The 20,953-nt window shown below is 65.4% G+C and carries 18 protein-coding genes; 9 read left to right on the top strand and 9 right to left on the bottom strand.

What is annotated here, in order from left to right; translation table 11 throughout:
- Nucleotides 1–167 precede the first annotated feature (167 nt).
- Together CEY09_RS10525 and CEY09_RS10520 are read left to right on the top strand one after the other, a co-directional pair.
- Nucleotides 168–560, top strand: coding sequence for a DUF4148 domain-containing protein (locus CEY09_RS10525; RefSeq protein ID WP_081533996.1), 393 nt, complete (start codon nucleotides 168–170; stop codon nucleotides 558–560).
- Nucleotides 561–764: 204 nt separating this feature from the next.
- Nucleotides 765–1,883: a saccharopine dehydrogenase family protein gene (locus CEY09_RS10520; protein ID WP_088588593.1), complete on the top strand. Its 1,119-nt coding sequence runs from the start codon at nucleotides 765–767 to the stop codon at nucleotides 1,881–1,883.
- A gap of 31 nt (nucleotides 1,884–1,914) precedes the next feature.
- Here CEY09_RS10520 and glcC read toward each other — a convergent pair whose 3' ends face one another.
- Nucleotides 1,915–2,679: a transcriptional regulator GlcC gene (gene glcC, locus CEY09_RS10515; RefSeq protein WP_088588592.1), complete on the bottom strand. Its 765-nt coding sequence runs from the start codon at nucleotides 2,677–2,679 to the stop codon at nucleotides 1,915–1,917.
- A 237-nt stretch (nucleotides 2,680–2,916) separates the two neighbouring features.
- Between glcC and CEY09_RS10510 the strand changes: the two genes are divergently transcribed.
- From CEY09_RS10510 to CEY09_RS10500, 3 genes are all read left to right on the top strand, one after another.
- A complete protein-coding gene (locus CEY09_RS10510) occupies nucleotides 2,917–5,091 on the top strand; it encodes a malate synthase G (protein WP_088588591.1) in 2,175 nt (724 codons plus the stop codon).
- Nucleotides 5,092–5,213: 122 nt separating this feature from the next.
- Nucleotides 5,214–5,831 carry a TetR/AcrR family transcriptional regulator gene (locus CEY09_RS10505; protein ID WP_088588590.1) on the top strand — a complete coding sequence of 206 codons (618 nt, stop codon included), beginning with the start codon at nucleotides 5,214–5,216 and terminating at the stop codon, nucleotides 5,829–5,831.
- 245 nt (nucleotides 5,832–6,076) lie between these two features.
- Nucleotides 6,077–6,934, top strand: coding sequence for a cysteine hydrolase family protein (locus tag CEY09_RS10500; RefSeq protein ID WP_088588589.1), 858 nt, complete (start codon nucleotides 6,077–6,079; stop codon nucleotides 6,932–6,934).
- 94 nt (nucleotides 6,935–7,028) lie between these two features.
- Here CEY09_RS10500 and CEY09_RS10495 read toward each other — a convergent pair whose 3' ends face one another.
- The 5 genes from CEY09_RS10495 to CEY09_RS10475 all read right to left on the bottom strand — a co-directional run bounded on the left by CEY09_RS10495 (nucleotide 7,029) and on the right by CEY09_RS10475 (nucleotide 10,457).
- Nucleotides 7,029–7,628 carry a TetR/AcrR family transcriptional regulator gene (locus CEY09_RS10495; protein WP_088588588.1) on the bottom strand — a complete coding sequence of 200 codons (600 nt, stop codon included), beginning with the start codon at nucleotides 7,626–7,628 and terminating at the stop codon, nucleotides 7,029–7,031.
- Nucleotides 7,629–7,757: 129 nt separating this feature from the next.
- Complete coding sequence (locus CEY09_RS10490; protein WP_088588587.1) at nucleotides 7,758–8,066, bottom strand: DUF4148 domain-containing protein; 309 nt, start codon at nucleotides 8,064–8,066, stop codon at nucleotides 7,758–7,760.
- 99 nt (nucleotides 8,067–8,165) lie between these two features.
- Complete coding sequence (locus CEY09_RS10485; protein WP_088588586.1) at nucleotides 8,166–8,474, bottom strand: DUF4148 domain-containing protein; 309 nt, start codon at nucleotides 8,472–8,474, stop codon at nucleotides 8,166–8,168.
- A gap of 226 nt (nucleotides 8,475–8,700) precedes the next feature.
- Nucleotides 8,701–9,429, bottom strand: a complete 729-nt coding sequence (locus CEY09_RS10480; protein WP_088588585.1) for a class I SAM-dependent methyltransferase — start codon at nucleotides 9,427–9,429, stop codon at nucleotides 8,701–8,703.
- Nucleotides 9,430–9,479: 50 nt separating this feature from the next.
- Nucleotides 9,480–10,457, bottom strand: a complete 978-nt coding sequence (locus tag CEY09_RS10475) for a helix-turn-helix transcriptional regulator (RefSeq protein ID WP_088588584.1) — start codon at nucleotides 10,455–10,457, stop codon at nucleotides 9,480–9,482.
- Between the two features lie 141 nt (nucleotides 10,458–10,598).
- On the opposite strand from CEY09_RS10475, the gene CEY09_RS10470 reads away from it, so the two are divergent.
- A complete protein-coding gene (locus tag CEY09_RS10470; RefSeq protein ID WP_088588583.1) occupies nucleotides 10,599–12,803 on the top strand; it encodes a TonB-dependent siderophore receptor in 2,205 nt (734 codons plus the stop codon).
- Nucleotides 12,804–12,811: 8 nt separating this feature from the next.
- Here CEY09_RS10470 and CEY09_RS10465 read toward each other — a convergent pair whose 3' ends face one another.
- Nucleotides 12,812–13,708, bottom strand: coding sequence for a LysR substrate-binding domain-containing protein (locus tag CEY09_RS10465; RefSeq protein WP_234818267.1), 897 nt, complete (start codon nucleotides 13,706–13,708; stop codon nucleotides 12,812–12,814).
- Nucleotides 13,709–13,813: 105 nt separating this feature from the next.
- Here CEY09_RS10465 and trpB point away from each other — a divergent pair, with 105 nt between their 5' ends.
- Both trpB and trpA read left to right on the top strand, forming a co-directional pair.
- The gene (gene trpB, locus CEY09_RS10460; protein ID WP_088588581.1) at nucleotides 13,814–15,019 is read left to right on the top strand and encodes a tryptophan synthase subunit beta; all 1,206 of its coding nucleotides are present in this window, start codon (nucleotides 13,814–13,816) and stop codon (nucleotides 15,017–15,019) included.
- Complete coding sequence (gene trpA, locus CEY09_RS10455) at nucleotides 15,016–15,807, top strand: tryptophan synthase subunit alpha (RefSeq protein WP_088588580.1); 792 nt, start codon at nucleotides 15,016–15,018, stop codon at nucleotides 15,805–15,807. Before trpB ends, trpA begins: the two co-directional genes overlap by 4 nt.
- A gap of 91 nt (nucleotides 15,808–15,898) precedes the next feature.
- Here trpA and ssb read toward each other — a convergent pair whose 3' ends face one another.
- Both ssb and CEY09_RS10445 read right to left on the bottom strand, forming a co-directional pair.
- Nucleotides 15,899–16,420, bottom strand: a complete 522-nt coding sequence (gene ssb, locus CEY09_RS10450) for a single-stranded DNA-binding protein (RefSeq protein WP_006227444.1) — start codon at nucleotides 16,418–16,420, stop codon at nucleotides 15,899–15,901.
- A 300-nt stretch (nucleotides 16,421–16,720) separates the two neighbouring features.
- Nucleotides 16,721–17,905: an MFS transporter gene (locus tag CEY09_RS10445; protein ID WP_088588579.1), complete on the bottom strand. Its 1,185-nt coding sequence runs from the start codon at nucleotides 17,903–17,905 to the stop codon at nucleotides 16,721–16,723.
- Nucleotides 17,906–18,081: 176 nt separating this feature from the next.
- Between CEY09_RS10445 and uvrA the strand changes: the two genes are divergently transcribed.
- Entirely contained in the window at nucleotides 18,082–20,940 is a 2,859-nt protein-coding gene (uvrA, locus tag CEY09_RS10440) for an excinuclease ABC subunit UvrA (RefSeq protein WP_088588578.1), read from the top strand.
- Nucleotides 20,941–20,953 lie beyond the last annotated feature (13 nt).

Here is a 20,953-nt window from a genome sequence, read left to right as displayed (position 1 = left end):
AATCCAAATCGATTAGTACAGATTTTGGAAAGATGTTTTCAGGTAATAAGGGTTTATCCCAGGGTTGTTTGAGCACAGAATGCATCTCATCGGGACACAGCAAGCGAACCCCCAGCAATGAGGCCAGAGGTTCGGATCCCAAGCTCACAAGACACCGGAGGTCTGCTATGAAAACCCTTGCTACCGCATTGATGCTGTCCATGTCCGTTCTGGCTGCTGGCGCCCAAGCCGCTGAAGCCGACCAAGGCCCGTCGCGCGCCCAGGTTCAAGCCGAACTGCAACAAGCCAAGGTATCGGGCCAGTACACGTTTGGCGAAGAAGGCTACCCCGCCGCCATCGCCCAGAAGTCCAGCCTGACCTCGCAACAAGTGCAAGCTGAACTGGCGCAAGCCAAGACCGCTGGCGAAGTCACCTTCGGCAACCTGGACTACCCGCCCGTCGCCACCGCTGAATCCGCCACGTCGCTGACCCGCGCCCAAGTGGAATCGCAACTGGCTCAAGCCAAGGCAGAAGGCCTGGTCACCTTCGGCAACATGGACTACCCCCCCATGGGCAGCTGATCCCCGGGCCGGCAAAGGCCCTGCGATCACCCCTCGAAAGCCCTTCGGCCCCAAGCCGGAGGGCTTTGTTTTTGACGTTTCGACACCGCATTAAGTCATATCGACGTTAACTTAAGCCGTTACGACACTTTCAGATCTACAAATCGACAGCACTCCCGCATAGGATGAGGCCAACCCATCCCCCCTCATCGCAGGAGTCGCACCATGTCCACCCTCAACCGTCCCATCGTTCTGCTGGGCGCCGGAAAAATCGGTTTCGCCATCGCCCTGATGCTGGAACGCAGCGGCGATTATTCCGTGCTGGTTGCCGACCAGGACCCCGCCCGCCTTGCTGTCCTGGCCGAACTGGGTTGCGAGACGCGCCAGATCAGCGACGACGCCTCGGTGGCGAGCGCGATCGAAGGCGCCTATGCCGTGGTCAACGCCCTTCCGTTCCATCGCGCCACCGCGGTGGCCGGACTGTGCGCGAAGGCCGGCGTGCATTACTTCGACCTGACCGAAGACGTCGCCAGCACCCATGCCATCCAGGCGCTGGCGGAGAACGCGCGCAGCGTGCTGATGCCGCAATGCGGCCTGGCGCCCGGCTTCATCGGCATTGTCGGCAACGCGCTGGCGCGACGCTTCGACACCTTGCTGGATTTGCGCATGCGCGTCGGCGCCCTGCCGCGCTATCCCTCCAACAGCCTGCGCTACAACCTGACGTGGAGCACCGAAGGGCTGATCAACGAATACTGCAACCCGTGCGAGGCCATCGTGGACGGCCAACTGACCAGCGTGCCCGCGTTGGAAGGCTATGAGACGTTCGCGCTGGACGGCGTGGAATACGAAGCCTTCAACACCTCGGGCGGCCTGGGTACCCTGCCCTCCACCCTGTTGGGCCGCGCGCGCAATGTGGACTACAAGTCGGTGCGCTATCCGGGCCACTGCAACATCATGAAGTTGCTGCTCAATGACCTGCGCCTGCGCGACCGCCGCGATCTGCTCAAGGACATTTTCGAATCGGCCATCCCCACCACCGAGCAGGACGTGATCGTGATCCAGGCCTCGGCATCAGGCCACCGCCACGGCCGCCTGGAAGAAGAGTCGTACCCGATCCGCGTGTTCGGCACGGACGTGGACGGCCATCGCTTGAGCGCCATCCAGTTGTCGACGGCCGCAGGCATCTGCGCCGCGCTGGATCTGGTGGCGCAAGGCGCGTTGCCGCAACAGGGTTTCGTGGGCCAGGAAGCCATCGACCTGGACGCGCTGCTGAACAACCGTTTCGGCCGCATCTACGCGGGCAAGCCGCTGGCGCTGACCGGCTGCGCCACCGCCGACCGTTAAGCGCCGGGATCCATACCCCGCCGCGCGGGCGCTACGTCCAGCCTTCCAGGCGTAGCGTCGCGCGCACCAGGCGCTGTTCTTCCTGTTCGATCTCGGCCAGGCTCTGGCGCACGCTGTCCACATGATCGGCTGCGGCCTTGCGCGCCAATTCGGGCTGGCGCCCGGTCACGGCGTTGAACAGACGCGTGTGCTGGCGGTCGATCTGGCGCTTTTCCGGTTCGCGGTGATAGAGGTTGTTCACGCACGCGAACACCGAGCCCAGCAGCAGGTCCGTCAGCGACTGCAGGGTGTGCACCAGCACCGGATTGTGAGAGGCCTCGCAGATAGCCAGATGGAACGCGTGGTCCAGATGCGCGTGCGTGGCCGTATCGGTAGCCGTGCCCTGCGCGCTGACCATCTCGTCATAGCGGCGGCGGATCATGATGAAGTCCGCCTCGGTGCCGCGTATGGCCGCCAGCCGGGCGGACTCCGCTTCCAGCAGCGAACGCACTTCCAGCAGGTCGTAGAGCGTGCGCGGCTGCGAGTTGAACAGGTGCATCAGCGGCCCGGCATCCACCTTCGAAATATGGGCGACGAACGATCCCTTGCCTTGCGCGGTATGGATGATCTCGCGCGCCCGCAACAGCTTGAGCCCTTCGCGCAACGCCGTGCGCGACACGCCCAGTTTTTCGGTCAGGCGTCGTTCGGACGGCAGGGCCTGCCCCGCCTTGAGCACGCCGTCCAGGATCAGGCGTTCGATCCGTTCAGCGACCTCGTCCGCCACCTGGCGGGGTTTCTCTTCGGTTTCCGCGTACATGCACTCTCCGGACCAGTGGTATGACCAAGCGTTCTTCCGGTTCGCGCCGCTTGACCCAGTCTCTGTAAGTAGCTGATATAAAACCATAAAAAGAACGGCTTTGCCGGAGTGCGTAAAAATAAACTGGTATGACCAGCTGGTTTTGATATGGACATTGCTGCAGGTGCGAACGATGATGTCAGGACAGATTCGCCCGGCGCCCGGCGCCGGCCAGCCCTTCTTACGCTAGAGATCCGCATGACTGAACGCATCCAGCACCACGGCCTGCAAGTGGCGGCCAATCTCAACCAATTCATCGAACAGGAAGCCCTGCCCGCCACCGGCCTGGATGCCGACGGCTTCTGGCAAGGCTTTGCCGCCCTGGTACACGATCTGGGCCCCAAGAACCGCGCGCTGCTGGCTGAACGCGACCGCCTGCAAGCCGAACTGGATTCCTGGCACCGCGCCAACCCGGGCCCCATCGCCGACCCCGCCGCCTACCGCAAGTTCCTGGAAGGCATCGGCTACCTGTTGCCACAGCCGGCCAGCGTGCAAGCCACGACCGACAACGTCGACACCGAAATCTCGCAGCAGGCCGGCCCGCAGTTGGTCGTGCCGATGTCGAACTCGCGCTACGCGCTGAACGCCGCCAACGCGCGCTGGGGCAGCCTGTACGACGCGCTCTACGGCACCGACGCCATTCCCGCCACGCCGGGCGACACCGGCAAGGGCTACAACCCCGACCGCGGCGCCGCCGTCATCGCGCGCGCCCGCGCTTTCCTGGATACGGCCGCGCCGCTGGCCCAAGGTTCGCACGCCGACGCCCGCGGCTACACGGTCGAAGGGGGCCAGTTGCGCGTGGCACTGGCCGACGGCGCGACCGGCCTGAAGTCCGCGTCGCAATTCGCCGGCTACCAGGGCGAGGCCGCCGCGCCCACCGCCATCCTGCTCAAGAACAACGGGCTGCACTTCGAAATCCAGATCGACCGCGCCAACGCCATCGGCAGCACGGACGCCGCCGGCGTCAAGGATGTGCTGGTCGAGGCAGCGCTGACCACCATCATGGATTGCGAAGACTCGGTCGCCGCCGTGGATGCGGACGACAAGGTCCACATCTACCGCAACTGGCTCGGCCTGATGAAGGGCGACCTGACCGAAGCCGTCACCAAGGGCGGCAAGACCTTCACGCGCAAGCTCAATGCCGACCGCGTCTACACGCGCCCGGACGGCTCCTCGCTGACCCTGCACGGCCGTTCGCTGATGTTCGTGCGCAACGTCGGCCACCTGATGACCAACCCGGCCATCCTGGACCGCGACGGCCTGGAAATCCCCGAAGGCATCCTGGACGCCGTGGTCACGAGCCTGGCCGCGCTGCAAGACCGCAAGAACAAGCTGAACTCGCGCACCGGTTCCGTCTACATCGTGAAGCCCAAGATGCACGGCCCCGTTGAGGCCGCATTCGCCAGCGAACTCTTCGACCGCGTCGAAGACCTGATCAAGGTGCCGCGCAACACCTTGAAGATGGGCATCATGGACGAAGAGCGCCGCACCAGCATCAACCTGAAAGCGTGCATTGGCGCGGCCGCCTCGCGCGTGGCCTTCATCAACACGGGCTTTTTGGACCGCACCGGCGACGAAATGCACTCCAGCATGGAAGCCGGCCCGATGCTGCGCAAGGGCGACATGAAGTCCACCGCCTGGATCACTGCGTACGAACGCAACAACGTGCTGGTCGGCCTGGACAGCGGCCTGCGCGGCCGCGCCCAGATCGGCAAGGGCATGTGGGCCATGCCGGACCTGATGGCCGCCATGCTGGAACAGAAGATCGCGCATCCCAAGGCCGGCGCCAATACCGCCTGGGTGCCCTCGCCCACCGCCGCCACGCTGCACGCACTGCACTACCACCAGGTGGACGTGCAAGCGGTCCAGAAAGAACTGGAGCGCACCAAACTGGCCGACGTCCGCGACGAGTTGCTGGGCGGCCTGCTGACTGTGCCGGTCGGCGACCGCTCCAAGTGGTCCGCGGCCGACATCCAGCAGGAACTGGACAACAACGTCCAGGGCATCCTGGGCTATGTGGTGCGCTGGATCGACCAGGGCGTAGGCTGCTCGAAGGTGCCGGACATCCACAACGTGGGCCTCATGGAAGACCGCGCCACGCTGCGCATCTCCAGCCAGCACATCGCCAACTGGATTCGCCACGGCGTGACCAACCAAGACCAGGTCATGGAAACGTTCAAGCGCATGGCCAAGGTCGTGGACGGCCAGAACGCCGGCGATGCGGCCTACCAGCCCATGGCCAGCCATTTCGACACCTCGCTGGCGTTCAAGGCGGCGTGCGCGCTGGTCTTTGAAGGGCTGACCCAACCCAACGGCTACACCGAACCGCTGCTGCATAAGTACCGCCTGCAGTTCAAGGCCGCGGCCGCCTGACGGCACCGCACACCCTGCGCCACCAAAACGGACCGCCTCGGCGGTCCGTTTTTTTTGGGCTGCCGACCCTGCCCCGATTAATAAATCCCGGTATTTCGCACGACCGTGCTAAATTCACGTTCATGACAGCCAAAACCGAGAAAAGCGAACTGACTTTCGCGGCCATTGTGGACGCGGCCGTGGACCTGGCCGCCGCGCAGGGCATGGAAAGCCTGTCGCTGGGCCAGGTGGCCAAGCAGCTGGGCATCAGCAAAAGCGGCGTGTTCTCGCGCGTCGGCTCGCTTGAGGCCTTGCAGCAAGCGGTGCTGGACGAATACGACCGCCGCTTCGTGGCCGCCGTCTTCACGCCGGCCATGGCGCATCCCCGTGGGCTGCCCCGGCTGAATGCGCTGGTCTCGCTATGGGTGGACCGCGCCAGCAACGTCGAACTGCTGACCGGCTGCATCTATGTGGCCGGCGCGTTCGAATACGACGACGTCGAATCGCCACTGCGCGCCGTGCTGGAAGGCAATCTGCGGCGCTGGCGCGCGGCCATGGTGCGCACCGTCAACCAGGCGCTGGAAGCGGGCCACGTGCGGCCGGACACCGACCCCGAGCAACTGGTGTTCGAGGTCTATAGCCTGATGATCGGTTTGATGCACGACGCCCGCTTCCTGCGAGACCCCAAGGCGCCCGCACGCGTGCGGGCGGCGTATGAGCGGCTGATCTCGACCTACCGCAGCTTCACCTACGTTGAATAACTGAATCGCGCCGGCGCATGCCGGCGTTTCTTGACCCTAATTTCGCACGCCCGTGCGAATTTATATTTGGAGCTTGCCATGTGGATTCTGATCGCAGCCATCGCCGTCGGCGCACTGGCCCACCTGTGGCGGCAATGGCGCGCGCTGCTGCGCCAATTGCCCGCCTGCGCCGAACACCTTGTGCTGTTCTAGTGAACAAGCAGCATCCCGGTCTATATTCCGGGATAGTCCAATCGAATCCAGCCATGCCGCGTTCCGTCCATTTATTGATCGTCGATCCGCAGAACGATTTCTGCGACCTGCCCGAGGCGTATCTGCCTACGGATCCGTTGACCGGAAACCCCAGCCTGCCGGCGCTGCCGGTAGCGGGCGCGCACGCCGACATGCAACGGCTGGCGCACTTCATCGACGCCACCGCGCATGCGCTGACTTCCATCACGGTGACGCTGGATTCGCACCATCGGCTGGACGTCGCGCACCCCACGTTCTGGCGCACGGGCGACGGCCAGCCCGTCGCACCCTTCACGCCGATCACCGCCGCAGAAGTGCGCGCTGGCGCCTTCCACCCGCGCCACATCGACGACCTGCCTCGCACCCTGACCTATCTGGACGAACTGGAGGCGCGCGGCCGCTACACACTGATGGTGTGGCCCGTGCACTGCGAAATCGGCACCTGGGGGCACAACGTGCATGCGGACGTGCGCGCGGCGTACAGCCGCTGGGAAGACGCGGACCAGTTCATCGTGCGCAAGGTGCCCAAAGGCACGAACCCCTGGACGGAACACTACAGCGCGCTGATGGCCGAAGTGCCGGATCCCGATGATCCCCGCAGCCAGCTCAACCGCAGCCTGCTGGGATCGCTGGACCGCTCGGACCTGATCATCATTGGCGGAGAAGCCGGCAGCCACTGCGTGCGTGCCACCGTAGAACATCTGGCCGAACACCTGCCCGGCGGCAATCTGTCACGCATCGTGCTGCTGACCGATTGCATGAGCCCCGTTGCCGGCTTCGCCGATGCGCAAGCGACCTTCCTGCAACGCATGCGCGATCTGGGGATGCAGGAGCGCACCAGCGTGGACATGGCCCGGGCGCTGCAAGCCTGACCGCGCCAAAAGCAACGGCCGCCTGCGGGAGCCAGGCGGCCGTACGGTTCATCGCTGCAATCGGAGCGCGTCTGCGCTAGGCATCCACAGCAGGTTACGCCGCCTGGCTGCCCTTCACATGATCGCATTCCACATACAAGGCGCTGATCGCCTCGCACAACGCGGGCGGCTGCTGGAACAGGCGCGCCACCAGCAAGCAACCTTGCACCGTGGCGAATACGGCCCGGCCCGCGGCTTCGGCCGTGCCGGAAAACTTCAACGTGCCTTGCGCCGCGCCTTCGGCCAGCACGCGGGCCAGCCACGCTTCGTGCGCACGGAAAAAGCCCTGCAGGGCGCCACGCACGCGGTCGGACAAGCTCATGATGTCGGCGGCCAGCATGCCGCCCAGACAGAGCTCACCGGCGCCGCAGGCGCGCGATTCCATCATCGACAGGTATTGCTCCAGCTGCGCCTGCGCGGGCTGCGCAGTGTCGATGGCGCGCACCGTGCCCAGCGCGCGTGCGCTGTAGGCCTCGACCGCTTCATAGAGCAGGTCGTCTTTGCCGGGAAAGTAATAGTGGATGCTGGACGTCTTCACGCCCACATGCTCCGCCAGGTCGCGGTAGCTGAAACCATTGCAGCCGCGCGTGCGGATCAGCTTCTCGGCGTGCGCCAGCAGCAGGTCTCGAGTGGTGTTGGGGGTCGGAGTGTCCATGGCTGAATATTACCTACTAATAGGTCGGTTCGTCATCGGGGGCCGCCCTAAGTGCGGTCCAAAACGCCCGTGCGGACCCCGGCCGGGAAACATCCCGCCCCCCGGGGTCCGCATGTGCCGGCATCCTGCTTAGCCTTGCACGGGCGGGTAGTCCAGTTCGCCGCTTTCGGTCAGGCCTTGGGCACGGGCAGCGGCCAGTTCCTGCGTCACCTGGGCGCGGGTCTTGTCGTGGCCGACGGCGGCAAACGCGGTGGCGGCGTAGCCTTCTTCGCCGGAGACGAGTTCACCATTGGCGCGGGCGGCGGCCAGCTCTTGCTGCACTTGGGCGCGGGTGACCGTGCTTTCGGTGTTCAAGGCGGGCGGGTAGTCCAGTTCGCCGGCTTGGGCGGCGCCGATGAAGGAAGCGGACAGAATCAGGGCGGATACGAGGGTCTTCATGATTGATCTCCAGTAAGGATCAGTGCTGCATCAGGGTGTTTGGGTAAAGCTATCTATCGCTAGATAGATATGCCCTCAAAAATAAGACTTCAAAAAAACTCAGCCTTGAACGGGCGGGTAATCCAGTTCGCCGCTTTCGGTCAGGCCTTGGGCGCGGGCAGCGGCCAGTTCCTGCGTCACTTGGGCACGGGTCTTGTCGTTGCCAACGGCAGCGAACGCGGTGGCGGCGTAGCCTTCTTCGCCAGAGACGAGTTCACCATTGGCGCGGGCAGCGGCCAGCTCTTGCTGCACTTGGGCGCGGGTGACCGTGCTTTCGGTGTTCAGGGCGGGCGGATAGTCCAGTTCGCCGGCTTGGGCGGCGCCGATAAAGGAGGCGGACAGGATCAGGGCGGATACGAGGGTCTTCATGGTTGATCTCCAGATAACGATTCGATGCGGGTTTCGGTTTAAACTATCTACTTATAGGTAGACAACTTGGGAAATAAAAAAGCGGTCCTACTGTATTTCTGGTTCGGCGGCAGCGGCTTGGTTGGGTTTGCTGCGTCGATGGATGAATCTTACCTACTACTAGATAGATAGCGCAAGCGGGTATTGTGAAACCAAATATTTCATGATGCCTGCGGGCAACAGCCGTTCACCGACTGACGGCGACCAGTACCATCATCGGTCGGTCCTGCTCCTCGGCCAGCGCAGGCTGCGCCGCCAGTTGCTCGGCCGTCGGCGCCCATTCCTCCACGTGCGTGATCGTGAACCCCGTCTGGATCAACAGGTTCAGCGTGGTGCCCAGCATCCTGTGCTGCTTCACCACGCCCTTGGCCAGCCAATCCGTGATGCGCGGCCCTTGCCGCGCGTACTGGTTCAGCGGCCAGATCCGATCGCCCGCCGCATCCTCCACGAAGCCCGGCCGAGCCGGCGCGGTATAGATCGGATGCTCGGCAGAAAACACGAAACGTCCACCCGGCGCGAGCGCTCGGTGGACCGTCGCGAACAAGTCGGCCAGATGTTCGATGTAGTGCAGGGTCAACGAGCTATAGGCCAGGTCATAGCTGGCCGCTGGCAATTGCAGTTGTTCCAGATCGGCACGCTGATAGCGGATCCGGCTGGACTGCGTGGTGGCGCGCGCCCGCTCCAGCATGTTGTGGGAAACATCCAGCCCCAGCACCTCGGCCGCCCCTTGCTGGTCGGCCCACCGGCAAAACCAGCCAAAGCCGCAACCCAGGTCTACGACCCGGCGGTCCCGCAAGTCAGGCAACAATGCGCGCAACGCAGGCCATTCAGGCGCGCCGTCCAGGCCGTGCACCGAACGCGCCATCTGGCTGTAGCCCTCGAAGAATTCAGGCGTGTCGTAGATGTTCTGGGTCATGGCGTGTTCCTGGCAGGGTGCGGCGCCGGAAACGCCGCGCAGGGCTGACCTTACCAGGACCGGGGCGACACGCCATAGCGCGCCTTGAAGACCTTGCTGAAATGGCTCAGGCTGGAAATCCCCACTTCGCCCGCGACCTGCGTCACACTCATGCCGGCCTGGAGCAAGTCGCACGCGCGGGCAAGCCGCACGTCGCTCAGATACGCGTGCACGGACTGGCCCGTGCTTTCGCGCATCAGCTGCTGCAGCCGCTTTTCCGACAAACCCACCGTCCGCGCCAACAGGCCCGGCGGCCAATGCTCGGCGTGGCGTGCCCGCAGCAGGTCGCAGGCCTCGTGCAGCCGCTGGCGTTCCTGCGCCGCCGGGCCATTCAACGCCTCCGGTTGCGACAGCAGCTGCACGAAAGCCGACAGCATTTCCAGCGATTTGGCGCGATACCACAGGCGGCGCGCCTCGGCGGCAGTCGGCGGATTCCGCGCCAGGCTGCCGGCCAGCGCCAACAGGCCGGTCGGGGCGTCCAGCGCCGCCACCAAAGAACCGTGCGCCGGCACGCTGACGTCACGGCGAAACCGCCGCCGCAACATGGCAACCAGCCCAGTGTCGCCCGCGCGGGCCAGCGCCTCGGGCGTGTAGCGGACATCCACCATCCGCACGCGCTGGTTCGCGGGCAGGTGCGTCGCCCAGCGCAAAGGCCGTTCGTGATTGAACAGGAGCGCCGCCCCGGCAGCCACCCGCAGGGGTTCGCCGCCTTCCAAGGCCAGCGTCGCGTGCCCTTCCTGCCATACCTGCATGCCGAACACGGGCGCCCCCGGCGCGGGAATCGTCAACGCGCGCCGCGGGCTGCCGTCCAGGACGACCAGGCTCACGCCCTCGTCCACCCTCAGCACGCATTCGATGACGTCTTCCCAGTCCTGCGTGGCCGGCACGGTCGGCAGGGTGCCGCGCCACCATTCGTGCGGCTTGGGCGGCGCGGTGGACGGGTCGGGCAAAGGCGGAATGAACAAGGGCGCGGCGGCGCGGACGGACATGGGCGAAGCGCAAAAAACGGGGCGGCAGCAAAACCGTCAATCCCCGCCGAAGAATCGTCAGACAGGTGCCGAGAGTTCTGGAATCATGCCGACGCGCAGGAATGATTCTTGTTAATTATAAATCGACCCAGGGGTAATACCGTGTCCTTTTCCGTCAAGCCGCTGCCGTTGGCGCTGCTGGCCGCCCTTGCCGCGTCGGCCCCCGCCGCCGCGCAAACCGTCCAACCCGCCGGCACTGGCGTGACCACGCTGGCCCCCGTCGTGGTGCGGGGCGCGGGCGATTCGTCGCCGGTGTCCGGCGCCGACTACGTGACGACGCGCAGCCGCTCCGGCACCAAGTCGGATGCTGCGCTCATCGATACGCCGCAAACCATCAACGTCATCACCCGCAATGAAATGGACGAACGCGGCGTCACCTCCGTCGCCCAGGCCGTCCGTTACACCCCGGGCGTGTTCGCCCAGTATGGCGACAACGATGTGCGTTATGACTGGCTGACCGTGCGCGGCTTCACGCCCTCGCGCTACCTGGACGGCCTGTTGCTGCCCTTCGGCTCGCGCGGCTATTCGCAGCCGCGGATCGACACCTACGGACTGGAGCGCGTGGAAATCCTGAAAGGACCGTCGTCCGGGCTGTACGGGCAAAGCGCGCCGGGCGGCCTGGTCAACATGACCAGTAAGCGCCCCACCGCTGAACCGTTCAATGAAGTGGTCTTGCAGGCCGGCAGCTTCAACCGGTATCAGGGTTCATTCGACTTCTCGGGCCCGGCCGACGAAGAAGGCAAATTCCTCTATCGCCTGACCGGCACGCTGCGGGACAGCGACACCCAGTACCAGCACGTCGACGACGAACGCCAATTCATCGCCCCCAGCTTCACGTGGCGCCCGTCTTCGGACACCAGCCTGAACCTGAGCGCGCAATATCAGAAGATCACCAGCCACGGCGGCGGCGGCGCCCCCGTGTTGCCCGTGATCGGCACGCTGGAAAAAAGCGTCACCGCCGGCTATATCCCTCGCGACCGCTTCGTGGGCGAGCCGGGCTACGACATCTTCACCAACGAACAGGCCATGGTCGGCTACACGTTGGACCACCGCGTGAACGACATCTGGAGCGTGCGCCAGAGCGCCCGCTACACCAATGTCGACACCAACACGCGCCGCGTGCAGATCGGCGCGATGGTGTCGGACACGCAGGCCGTCCGCTACGCCTGGGCCTTCCCCGAAACGTCGCACACCTTCCAGATCGACAACCAGTTGAACGCCAAGTTCAGCGCCGGCCCGACCCGTCACGACGTCACCTTCGGCCTGGATTACCTGCGCGAAAAATCCCGCTACAACGAGAGCAGCCTGGGTCTGATGCTGCCGCCGGCGTCCCCGCTGTTCAACGTGTTCGATCCCGACTATGGCACCCCGGTCACGCGCCCTGCCACGGCCACCAAGATCAACATGACGCGCAGCCAGCTGGGCCTGTACGCGCAGGATCAGATCGAACTGGACCGCCTGCGCTTCACGTTCGCCGGCCGCTATGACTGGACCGAAGGCACCACCGACAACGGCGTGGCGGGCAGCGGCGGCCAGTGGGCCTGGACGTCGCGCAACGCCGACGCCGACCGCTTCACCGGCCGGGCCGGCGTGACCTACCGTTTCGACAACGGCCTGGCGCCCTACCTGAGCTATTCCACGTCGTTCCAGCCGATGACGGGCGTCACGCGCGACGGCTCGCCGCTCAGGCCCACGACCGGCGAACAATACGAAGCCGGCGTGAAATTCCAGCCAGACGGATACGCCAGCTTCGTCACGCTGTCGGCCTTCCAGATCACGCAAAAGAACGTCAGCACGCCGGATCCGGTCAACACGAGCTTCGTGGTGCAGACCGGTGAAGTCCAGGTGCAGGGGATCGAGCTCGAAGGCAAAGCCAGTTTCGACAATGGGCTGGACCTGACAATGTCCTATGCGCTTAGCGACAGCGAGATCACCAAGACCAACACGGCCGCGCAACGCGGCAACCAGCTCATCTTCGTGCCCCGCCATCAAGCTGCGCTGTGGGCCGACTACACGCTGCGCGACGGCCCGCTGCAAGGCGTGGGCCTGGGCGCGGGCGTCACGTACCGCGGCGGCTTCTACGGCGACCTGAACAACCGGTACGCCATTCCCGCCGTCACGCTGGTTGACGCGGCGATCCGCTATGACCTGGGCCGCGCCAGCCCCACGCTGGCCGGCGCGCAAGTGGCGTTGAACGTCTCGAACCTGTTCGACAAGCGCTACGTCGCCAATTGCCTGGGTACGGCCGTCAGCTGCTACTGGGGCGCGGAACGCACGGTGATGGCGACATTGCGCTATCGCTGGTAGGGCTTCGGCTAGCCACCACCTGGCCGGACGGCGTGCGAAGCGGCCTCGGCCGTCAGCCAGTGCTTCAGGGATTTCACCGCAGCACTGGCGTTTGCACGGAAGTACAGGCTGAACCAGCCTCCCGTTGCCGTGAACCCGAGGGGCGCCACGAGCTTTCCTGCGCGGAGATCGGCCTGCACCAGCATCTCGGGCGCAATGCCGACGCCCAAGCCCACGGCCGCGGCGTCGAGCATGTGGCCCAGTTGATCGAACTCGCGCTTGGGCCGGGCCTCGGCCCGCGCCAGCGCCACGCCGCCAGCCGAGGCCCACTGCTCCCAGGCCGCGGGCCGGGAAGAGGTGTGCAGCAGCGGCATGTCCAGGAGGTCGGCCGGCGTGCTGATGCGCTGTGCCAGCGCGCGGGTGCAGACGGGCCCGATCGCCTCGGGGAACAACGGCACGGCGCCGATGGCCGCAGACGCGTGGTCCTCGGCAACGATCAACACGTCAATAACCCGCCGCTCCAATAGCCCGATGTCGGTCGCGGTCTGAAGCCTGACCTGGACCCCAGGGTGCCTGCGCTCGAACTGTTCCAGCCTTGGGATGATCCAGTTGGACAGCAGGCTGGCCGGGGCGCCCACCACCACGTCGGCCGACGTGGTCCTGCCCCGTAGCTCGACGCAGCGTTGTTCGAGCATGTCGAAGGCCGGCTGGCAGGCGCGCAGCAAATCCTGCCCGGCAACGGTCAACCGCACGCCGCCCGAGTGCCGTTCAAAGAGCTTGCTGCCCACCCAGGTTTCCAGCTGCCGGATCTGCTGGCTGACCGCGCTATGCGACACGCGCAATTCATCGGCGGCAAGGGAAAGGTTCAAGTGCCGGGCGGCGCTGTCAAAGACACGCAGCGAATTCATCGGAGGAAGCGTACGCATGCTCACGATATTAGAAAATCTAATAATCACAGGCAAGAAATCTATGATTTATCAGAGGAAAATCCGTCGCTACCATAGCTCTAACGTATTCAATGGGCTAAGGTCATGTCGCTTGTTTCCCACCCTGATTCCCCCGACGCGCTCGGGCAATTCGGTCCCTACGGCGGCCGCTACATGCCCGAGACCTTGATCCCGGCACTCGATGATCTGGAGCGGACCTATCGCGAGGCGCGGGAGGATCCCGCGTTCTGGAACGAATTCAGGTCGATGCTGGCCGATTACGTGGGCCGCCCCAGCCCGCTGTTCCATGCCCGCGCAATCAGCGAAGCACTGGGGGCCCGCATCTTCCTGAAACGGGAAGACCTCAACCACACCGGCGCGCACAAGATCAACAACTGCCTGGGCCAGATCCTGCTGGCCAGACGGATGGGAAAGACGCGCGTCATTGCAGAAACCGGCGCCGGCCAGCACGGAGTGGCCACCGCCACCGCCTGCGCGCTGTACGGCCTGCAGTGCGTGATCTACATGGGCGCGGTCGACGTCGCGCGCCAAGCCACCAACGTCACCCGCATGAAGATGCTGGGCGCCGAAGTGCGTGCGGTTCCCAACGGCAGCGCAACGCTCAAGGATGCGATGAATGCAGCCATCCGCGATTGGATCGCGCGCCCCGACGACACCTACTACCTGCTGGGTACCGGCGCCGGACCGCACCCTTACCCGTGGATGGTCCGGGAGTTCCAGAAGGTGATCGGCGAAGAGACCCGAGCGCAAATCCTGGAGAAGACGGGCCGGCTGCCCGACGTGATGGTCGCCTGCATCGGCGGCGGCTCCAACGCCATCGGCTTCTTCCACCCCTTTCTGGGTGAGCCCCAAGTCCAGCTGCACGGCGTGGAAGCCGGGGGCCATGGAGTCCACACCGCGCAGCACGCCGCCAGCATTGGCGCAGGCCGGCTGGGCGTGCTGCATGGGTGTTGCAGCTACTTCCTTCAGGATCAGGACGGCCAGATCACGAACGCGCATTCGATTTCAGCCGGGCTGGACTACCCCGGCGTGGGGCCGGAACACGCCCTGCTTCATGACACGGGGCGCGTGAGCTATGCCTCAGTCACCGACGCCGAGGCGGTCGACGCCTATCGCTGGCTGACGGAAAAGCAAGGCATCATCCCCGCCTTGGAAAGCGCGCATGCCCTGGCCTACACCCGAAAGCTTGCCGCGCGCCTGGAGGCGGACAAGACCATCGTGGTCTGCCTGAGCGGCCGCGGGGACAAGGACCTGAACACGGTCCTCCAATTTGCCGGAGCCACGAAATGAGCCGACTGGAAAACACCCTCGCCACGCTGCGCACGGCGGGCCGCGCGGGGCTGGCCGCGTATTTCACGGCCGGCGACCCGTGCTATGACGACTGCCTGAGCCTTCTGAAACGCCTGCCCGCAGCCGGCGCCGACGTGATTGAACTGGGCATGCCGTTCAGCGACCCGGTGGCCGACGGCCCGGTGCTGCAATTGGCCAATGATCGGGCGCTACGCGCCGGCCAGACGATGCGGCGGACCTTGGACCTTGTGCAAACGTTTCGTGAACAGGATCCGCAGACCCCGATCGTGCTGATGGGATACCTGAACCCGCTATTGCGATACGACGTCGCGGCCTTCATGGCCGACGCGGCCCGGGCGGGCGTGGACGGACTGATCATCGTGGACTTGTCGCCGGATCACGCTGGCGAGATCGGCCGGCAGGCGCGCGTGCAAGGCATCGACATCATCCGCATGACGGCGCCGACGACGCCCGCGGCCAGGCTGGACGCCGTGCTGCGCGGCGCCAGCGGCTTTGTCTATCACGTCATGCTGGCGGGCACGACCGGCGGCGCGCTCCCTTCCGATGAGGCCATCGCCGACGCCTTGCTACGGGTCAGGGCCCGGACGCAACTCCCCATCGCCGCCGGGTTCGGCGTGCGCTCCGCCGAGCAGGCACGCGCCGTCGGCCGCCATGCCGATCTGGTCGCCGTCGGCACGCGGCTGGTGGAGGTGTTGGCAACAGACGGAATCGACGCGGCAGTCGACGAGGTGCGGCTGCTGTCCGGGGCATTGCGGGCAGCGGCGTGAACCATAGGCCGTAGAAACTACAGGCCGTAAAAAAAGCCCCGGTTCGTGAAGAGCCGGGGCTTTTTGACTGCAAGAGCGCGTCAGGTCGGGATTAGAACGGAATATCGTCGTCCATGTCCGCCAGGTTGGCGCCGCTGCTGGCCGGAGCCGCTGCGGGGGCCGGGCGCTGTTGGGGCGCCGGGCGTTGCGCCGGTGCGCGTTGCTGCTGCGGACGCGACGGGGCGTCGTCGTAGCCGCCGCCACCACCGTAGCTGGCGCCACCGCCACCGCCGTCTTCGCGGCCGCCCAGCATTTGCATCTGGTCGGCGACGACTTCGGTGCTGTAGCGGTCAGCGCCGGTGTCCTTGTCTTGCCACTTGCGCGTCTTCAGGCGGCCTTCGATGTAGACCGAGCGGCCCTTCTTCAGGTATTCGCCGGCGATTTCAGCCAGGCGGTTGTACATGACGACGCGGTGCCATTCGGTTTCTTCGCGCTTTTCGCCGCTGGCCTTGTCTTTCCAGGACGAGGTGGTGGCAATCGACATGTTGCAGATTGCCGCCCCGTCCGGGCTGTAGCGGACTTCCGGGTCGCGCCCCAGATTGCCCACGAGAATGACTTTGTTAACCGATGCCATGCCGATGTCCCTCTGTTGTTGACAGCCTGCGCCTGTGCGTTGCCGCGAGCGCGCCGGCAACAACATAAAAAGCGATGTTGAAGACCGGCTTCATGAAACACGCCGGTCACCGCAATGATGACCGGCGATACCGGTGAAGCCCGTGTTGGTACGTATTATCGACGAAAAGGGCTTGCCACGCCAAACGCGATTCGTGACAAATCCGTCCAGCCCGGAAAACGAATTCGGGGCAGTTGGCCGCCGTACGCGACACAATCAGCCACTTTTCCGCTCAGTCGGGGACGCATCCCCTGCGCGGGGTCAGGCCAGGGGCCGAAGCGCCCAGGTCACGGCCAGCCAGATCGCCGACAAGATGGCTGCGCCGATGAAGACCGCGCCGGCGCCCGAATGCGACGCCAGCCACCCGCCCAAGGCGCCGCCCGCAAACAGCCCGGCCGCCTGGGCCGTGTTGTAGAAGCCCAGCGCCAGGCCCTTGTAGGCCTGCGGGGCCACGCGCGACACCAGCGACGGCTGCAAGGCTTCCAGCACGTTGAAGGCCACGAAGAAGCCCGTCAGCGCGATAGCCAGTGTGTAGAACCCGTGGCTGGCCGCAGGCAGCAAGGCGCACACCACCACCAGCCCTGCCACGGCGGCGCGCAAGGCGCCCCGATGGGCGCGGCGCTTCTCGGCGATGAACACGACCGGCACCATCAGCACGAACGACACCAGGATGACCGGCAAATAGACTTTCCAGAGCTCGCGGGCATCCAGGCCGCCCACCTTGGCCAGCAAGGCGGGCACCACGACAAACAGCGACACCTGGATCAGGTGCAGCACGAACACGCCGAAATTCAGGCGCAACAGGTCGCGGTGGGTCAAGACTTCGCGCGGACGGGCGGCCTGCATGGTGCGAGCTTGCGTGCGCGGCACCACCGGCACCACAAAGCGCGCCACGCCCAGGCAGATGACGCCCAGACAGGCGATGGTCCAGAACAGGCCGGACAGCCCCCACCAGCCCACCAGCACGGGCGACAGGACGAGCGACACCGCGAACGACAGGCCGATCGACCCGCCCACCATGGCCATGGCGCGCGTGCGGACCTCGTCGCGGGTTGCGTCGGCCAGCCAGGCGGTGACAGCGGCGGAAATGGCGCCGGCCCCCTGGATGGCGCGCCCGATGGTGATCCAGTACACGTCCGTCGCCTGGGCACAGACGACGCTGCCCGCCACAAACAGCAGCAGGCCGAACAGCACGACGGGGCGACGGCCCCAGCGGTCGGAGGCCAGCCCGAAGGGGATCTGCATGAAGGCCTGGGTCAGCCCGTACATGCCCAGCGCCAGGCCGACGCGGGCCGGGTCATTGCCGCCCGGCAGGCCGGCGGCCGCCACGGCGAAAACCGGCAGCAACAGGAACAGCCCCAGCATCCGCGCGGCGAACAGGCCGGCCAGCGCGATGCTGGCGCGGCGCTCGGAAGGGGTCAATTTCAGTCTGGTATCTGCCGGCATGCGGAAATTTCAACAATGACAAGGGCGGGCGCGCGTGGATGTCACACGCTCACGGTCTGATCTAGCGGTGCCGCGCCGGCTCCGGTTCAGTCCAACTTGGCGGACTACCCTGAACGCGGGGGGATTCGGCGCGCTATAGTACCAAGTTGGCCTTTGAAACCGCTTAAAAGAGCCCGATGGACGCGATACGCATTCGGGGTGCACGCACCCACAACCTCAAGAACGTCTCGCTGGACCTGCCGCGCCACAAACTGGTGGTCGTTACCGGCTTGTCCGGTTCGGGCAAGTCTTCGCTGGCGTTCGATACGCTGTACGCGGAGGGCCAACGACGTTACGTGGAAAGCCTTTCCGCGTATGCCCGCCAATTCCTCCAGCTGATGGACAAGCCGGACGTGGACTTGATCGAAGGCCTTTCGCCGGCCATTTCGATCGAGCAGAAGGCCGCCGGGCACAACCCGCGCTCCACCGTCGGCACCATCACCGAGATTCACGACTACCTGCGCCTGCTGTACGCACGCGTGGGCACGCCCTATTGCCCGGACCACGGCCTGCCGCTGCAAGCCCAGAGCGTCAGCCAGATGGTCGACGCGGTGCTGGGCTGGACGCCCGAGACGCGCCTGGCCGTGCTGGCGCCCATCGCGCGCGGCAAGAAAGGCAGCTTCGAGGACGAATGCGCCAGCCTGCAAGCGCAGGGCTACGTGCGCCTGCGCGTCGACGGGCAACTGGTGGAAATCGACGGCATGGCGCCGTTGAAGAAGACCGAGAAACACGATATCGACGTCGTCATCGACCGGCTGCGTATCAAGCCGGAAAGCAAGCAACGCCTGGCGGAGAGTTTCGAAACCGCCCTACAGCTGGCCGACGGCCGCGCGCTGGCGCTGGACATGGACAGCGAACACGAGCAGGTCTTCTCCAGCCGCTACGCCTGCCCGGTATGCAGCCACAGCCTGCCCGAACTGGAACCGCGGCTGTTCAGCTTCAACAATCCGATGGGCGCCTGCCCCAGCTGCGACGGCATCGGCCAGGTGGGCTTCTTCGACCCCAAGCGCGTCGTCGCCTTCCCTGAACTCAGCCTGGCCGCCGGTGCGATCCGCGGCTGGGACCGCCGCAACGCGTTCACGCATTCGCTCTTGACGAGTTTGGCGGCGCACTACGAATTCGACATCGAAGCCCCCTTCGAAGACCTGCCCGAAGCGCTGCGCGACAAGGTGCTGTACGGCTCGGGCGAAGAAGAGATCTCGTTCCTGTACCTGAACGAGAAGGGTCGCAGCACCGTCAAGCGCCACACGTTCGAAGGCGTCATCCCAAATCTGGAGCGCCGCTGGCGCGAAACGGATTCGGCCACGGTGCGCGAAGAACTGGGCAAATACCGCAACATCAAGACCTGCCCGGACTGCGCGGGCTCGCGCCTGCGCCCCGAAGCGCGCAATGTGCTGATCGGCCATGACCCGCGCGGCGGCGAACGCCACGGCCAGGCCATCTACGAAGTCGAGGCGATGCCGCTGTCCAGTTGCCTGGCCTGGTTCCGCGACCTGAACCTGACGGGCGCCAAGCAAGAGATCGCGCAACGCATCGTGCGTGAAATCGAAGCGCGGCTCAGCTTTCTGAACAACGTCGGCCTGAACTACCTGTCGCTGGACCGCAGCGCCGACACGATCTCGGGCGGCGAAGCCCAGCGCATCCGGCTGGCCAGCCAGATCGGCTCGGGCCTGACCGGCGTGATGTATGTGCTGGACGAACCCTCCATCGGCCTGCATCAACGCGACAACGACCGCCTGATCGGCACCTTGCAGCACCTGCGCGACCTCGGCAACAGCGTCATCGTCGTCGAGCACGACGAAGACATGATCCGCATGGCCGACTGGGTGGTCGACATGGGCCCGGGCGCGGGCGAACACGGCGGCGAAGTCGTCTCGCAGGGCGATCCCGAAACCGTGCAGCGCGATCCGAATTCGTTGACGGGCCAGTACCTGAGCGGCGCGCGCGAAATCGCGATCCCTCCCCGCCGTCCGGTCAACGACGAACTTCCCTGGCTGACCTTGACCGGCGCCAGCGGCAACAACCTGAAGGATGTGGAACTGCGCCTTCCGGCGGGCAGGCTGGTGTGCGTGACGGGCGTGTCGGGATCCGGCAAGTCCACGCTCATCAACGACACGCTGGCAGTCGCGGTATCGCGCCAGCTGCACCATGCGCAAAGCGAACCCGCCCCCTACGTGTCCATGCAGGGGCTGGAGAACTTTGACAAGATCATCAGCGTCGACCAAAGCCCCATCGGCCGCACGCCGCGCAGCAACCCCGCCACCTATACCGGCCTGTTCACGCCCATCCGTGAACTCTTCGCCGGCGTGCCGGAAGCGCGCACGCGCGGCTACGACCCCGGCCGGTTCAGCTTCAACGTCAAGGGCGGCCGCTGCGAGGCCTGCCAGGGCGATGGCGTGGTCAAGGTCGAAATGCACTTCCTGCCCGACATGTACGTGCCGTGCGACGTCTGCCACGGCAAGCGCTACAACCGCGAAACGCTGGAAATCCGCTACCGCGGCCGCAACATCAGCGAAGTGCTGGACCTGACGGTTGAGCAGGCGCTGGAGTATTTCGAGTCCGTGCCGGCCATTTCCCGCAAGTTGCACACGTTGATCGATGTCGGTCTGTCCTATATTCGTCTGGGCCAAAGCGCGACCACGCTGTCGGGCGGCGAAGCGCAACGCGTGAAGCTGTCTCAGGAACTGTCGCGCCGCAGCACCGGCCGCACGCTGTACATCCTGGACGAGCCCACGACCGGCTTGCATTTCCGGGATATCGAGCTACTGTTGCAGGTGCTGAACCAGCTGGTCGACAGCGGCAACACCGTCCTCATCATCGAACACAACCTGGACGTCATCAAGACGGCCGATTGGCTGATCGACATGGGTCCGGAAGGCGGCGACGGCGGCGGTTATGTGGTGGCGCAAGGCACGCCGGAAGATGTCGCGGCCACACAGGCCAGCCATACCGGGCAGTACCTGGGCAAGCTGCTGCGCCGCAATGCCGGACGATGAACCAGCACGTTGT

It is taken from the genome of Achromobacter marplatensis, from assembly GCF_002209535.1.
GTDB lineage: Bacteria > Pseudomonadota > Gammaproteobacteria > Burkholderiales > Burkholderiaceae_B > Achromobacter > Achromobacter marplatensis.
This window is presented reverse-complemented; position numbering and strand designations above follow the sequence as displayed.

Coding starts and splice junctions, on each gene's coding strand:
- CEY09_RS10525 (WP_081533996.1), top strand. CDS start 168: ATGAAAACCCTTGCTACCGCATTGATGCTGTCCATGTCCGTTCTGGCT.
- CEY09_RS10520 (WP_088588593.1), top strand. CDS start 765: ATGTCCACCCTCAACCGTCCCATCGTTCTGCTGGGCGCCGGAAAAATC.
- glcC (WP_088588592.1), bottom strand. CDS start 2,679: ATGTACGCGGAAACCGAAGAGAAACCCCGCCAGGTGGCGGACGAGGTC.
- CEY09_RS10510 (WP_088588591.1), top strand. CDS start 2,917: ATGACTGAACGCATCCAGCACCACGGCCTGCAAGTGGCGGCCAATCTC.
- CEY09_RS10505 (WP_088588590.1), top strand. CDS start 5,214: ATGACAGCCAAAACCGAGAAAAGCGAACTGACTTTCGCGGCCATTGTG.
- CEY09_RS10500 (WP_088588589.1), top strand. CDS start 6,077: ATGCCGCGTTCCGTCCATTTATTGATCGTCGATCCGCAGAACGATTTC.
- CEY09_RS10495 (WP_088588588.1), bottom strand. CDS start 7,628: ATGGACACTCCGACCCCCAACACCACTCGAGACCTGCTGCTGGCGCAC.
- CEY09_RS10490 (WP_088588587.1), bottom strand. CDS start 8,066: ATGAAGACCCTCGTATCCGCCCTGATTCTGTCCGCTTCCTTCATCGGC.
- CEY09_RS10485 (WP_088588586.1), bottom strand. CDS start 8,474: ATGAAGACCCTCGTATCCGCCCTGATCCTGTCCGCCTCCTTTATCGGC.
- CEY09_RS10480 (WP_088588585.1), bottom strand. CDS start 9,429: ATGACCCAGAACATCTACGACACGCCTGAATTCTTCGAGGGCTACAGC.
- CEY09_RS10475 (WP_088588584.1), bottom strand. CDS start 10,457: ATGTCCGTCCGCGCCGCCGCGCCCTTGTTCATTCCGCCTTTGCCCGAC.
- CEY09_RS10465 (WP_234818267.1), bottom strand. CDS start 13,708: ATGCGTACGCTTCCTCCGATGAATTCGCTGCGTGTCTTTGACAGCGCC.
- trpB (WP_088588581.1), top strand. CDS start 13,814: ATGTCGCTTGTTTCCCACCCTGATTCCCCCGACGCGCTCGGGCAATTC.
- trpA (WP_088588580.1), top strand. CDS start 15,016: ATGAGCCGACTGGAAAACACCCTCGCCACGCTGCGCACGGCGGGCCGC.
- ssb (WP_006227444.1), bottom strand. CDS start 16,420: ATGGCATCGGTTAACAAAGTCATTCTCGTGGGCAATCTGGGGCGCGAC.
- CEY09_RS10445 (WP_088588579.1), bottom strand. CDS start 17,905: ATGCCGGCAGATACCAGACTGAAATTGACCCCTTCCGAGCGCCGCGCC.
- uvrA (WP_088588578.1), top strand. CDS start 18,082: ATGGACGCGATACGCATTCGGGGTGCACGCACCCACAACCTCAAGAAC.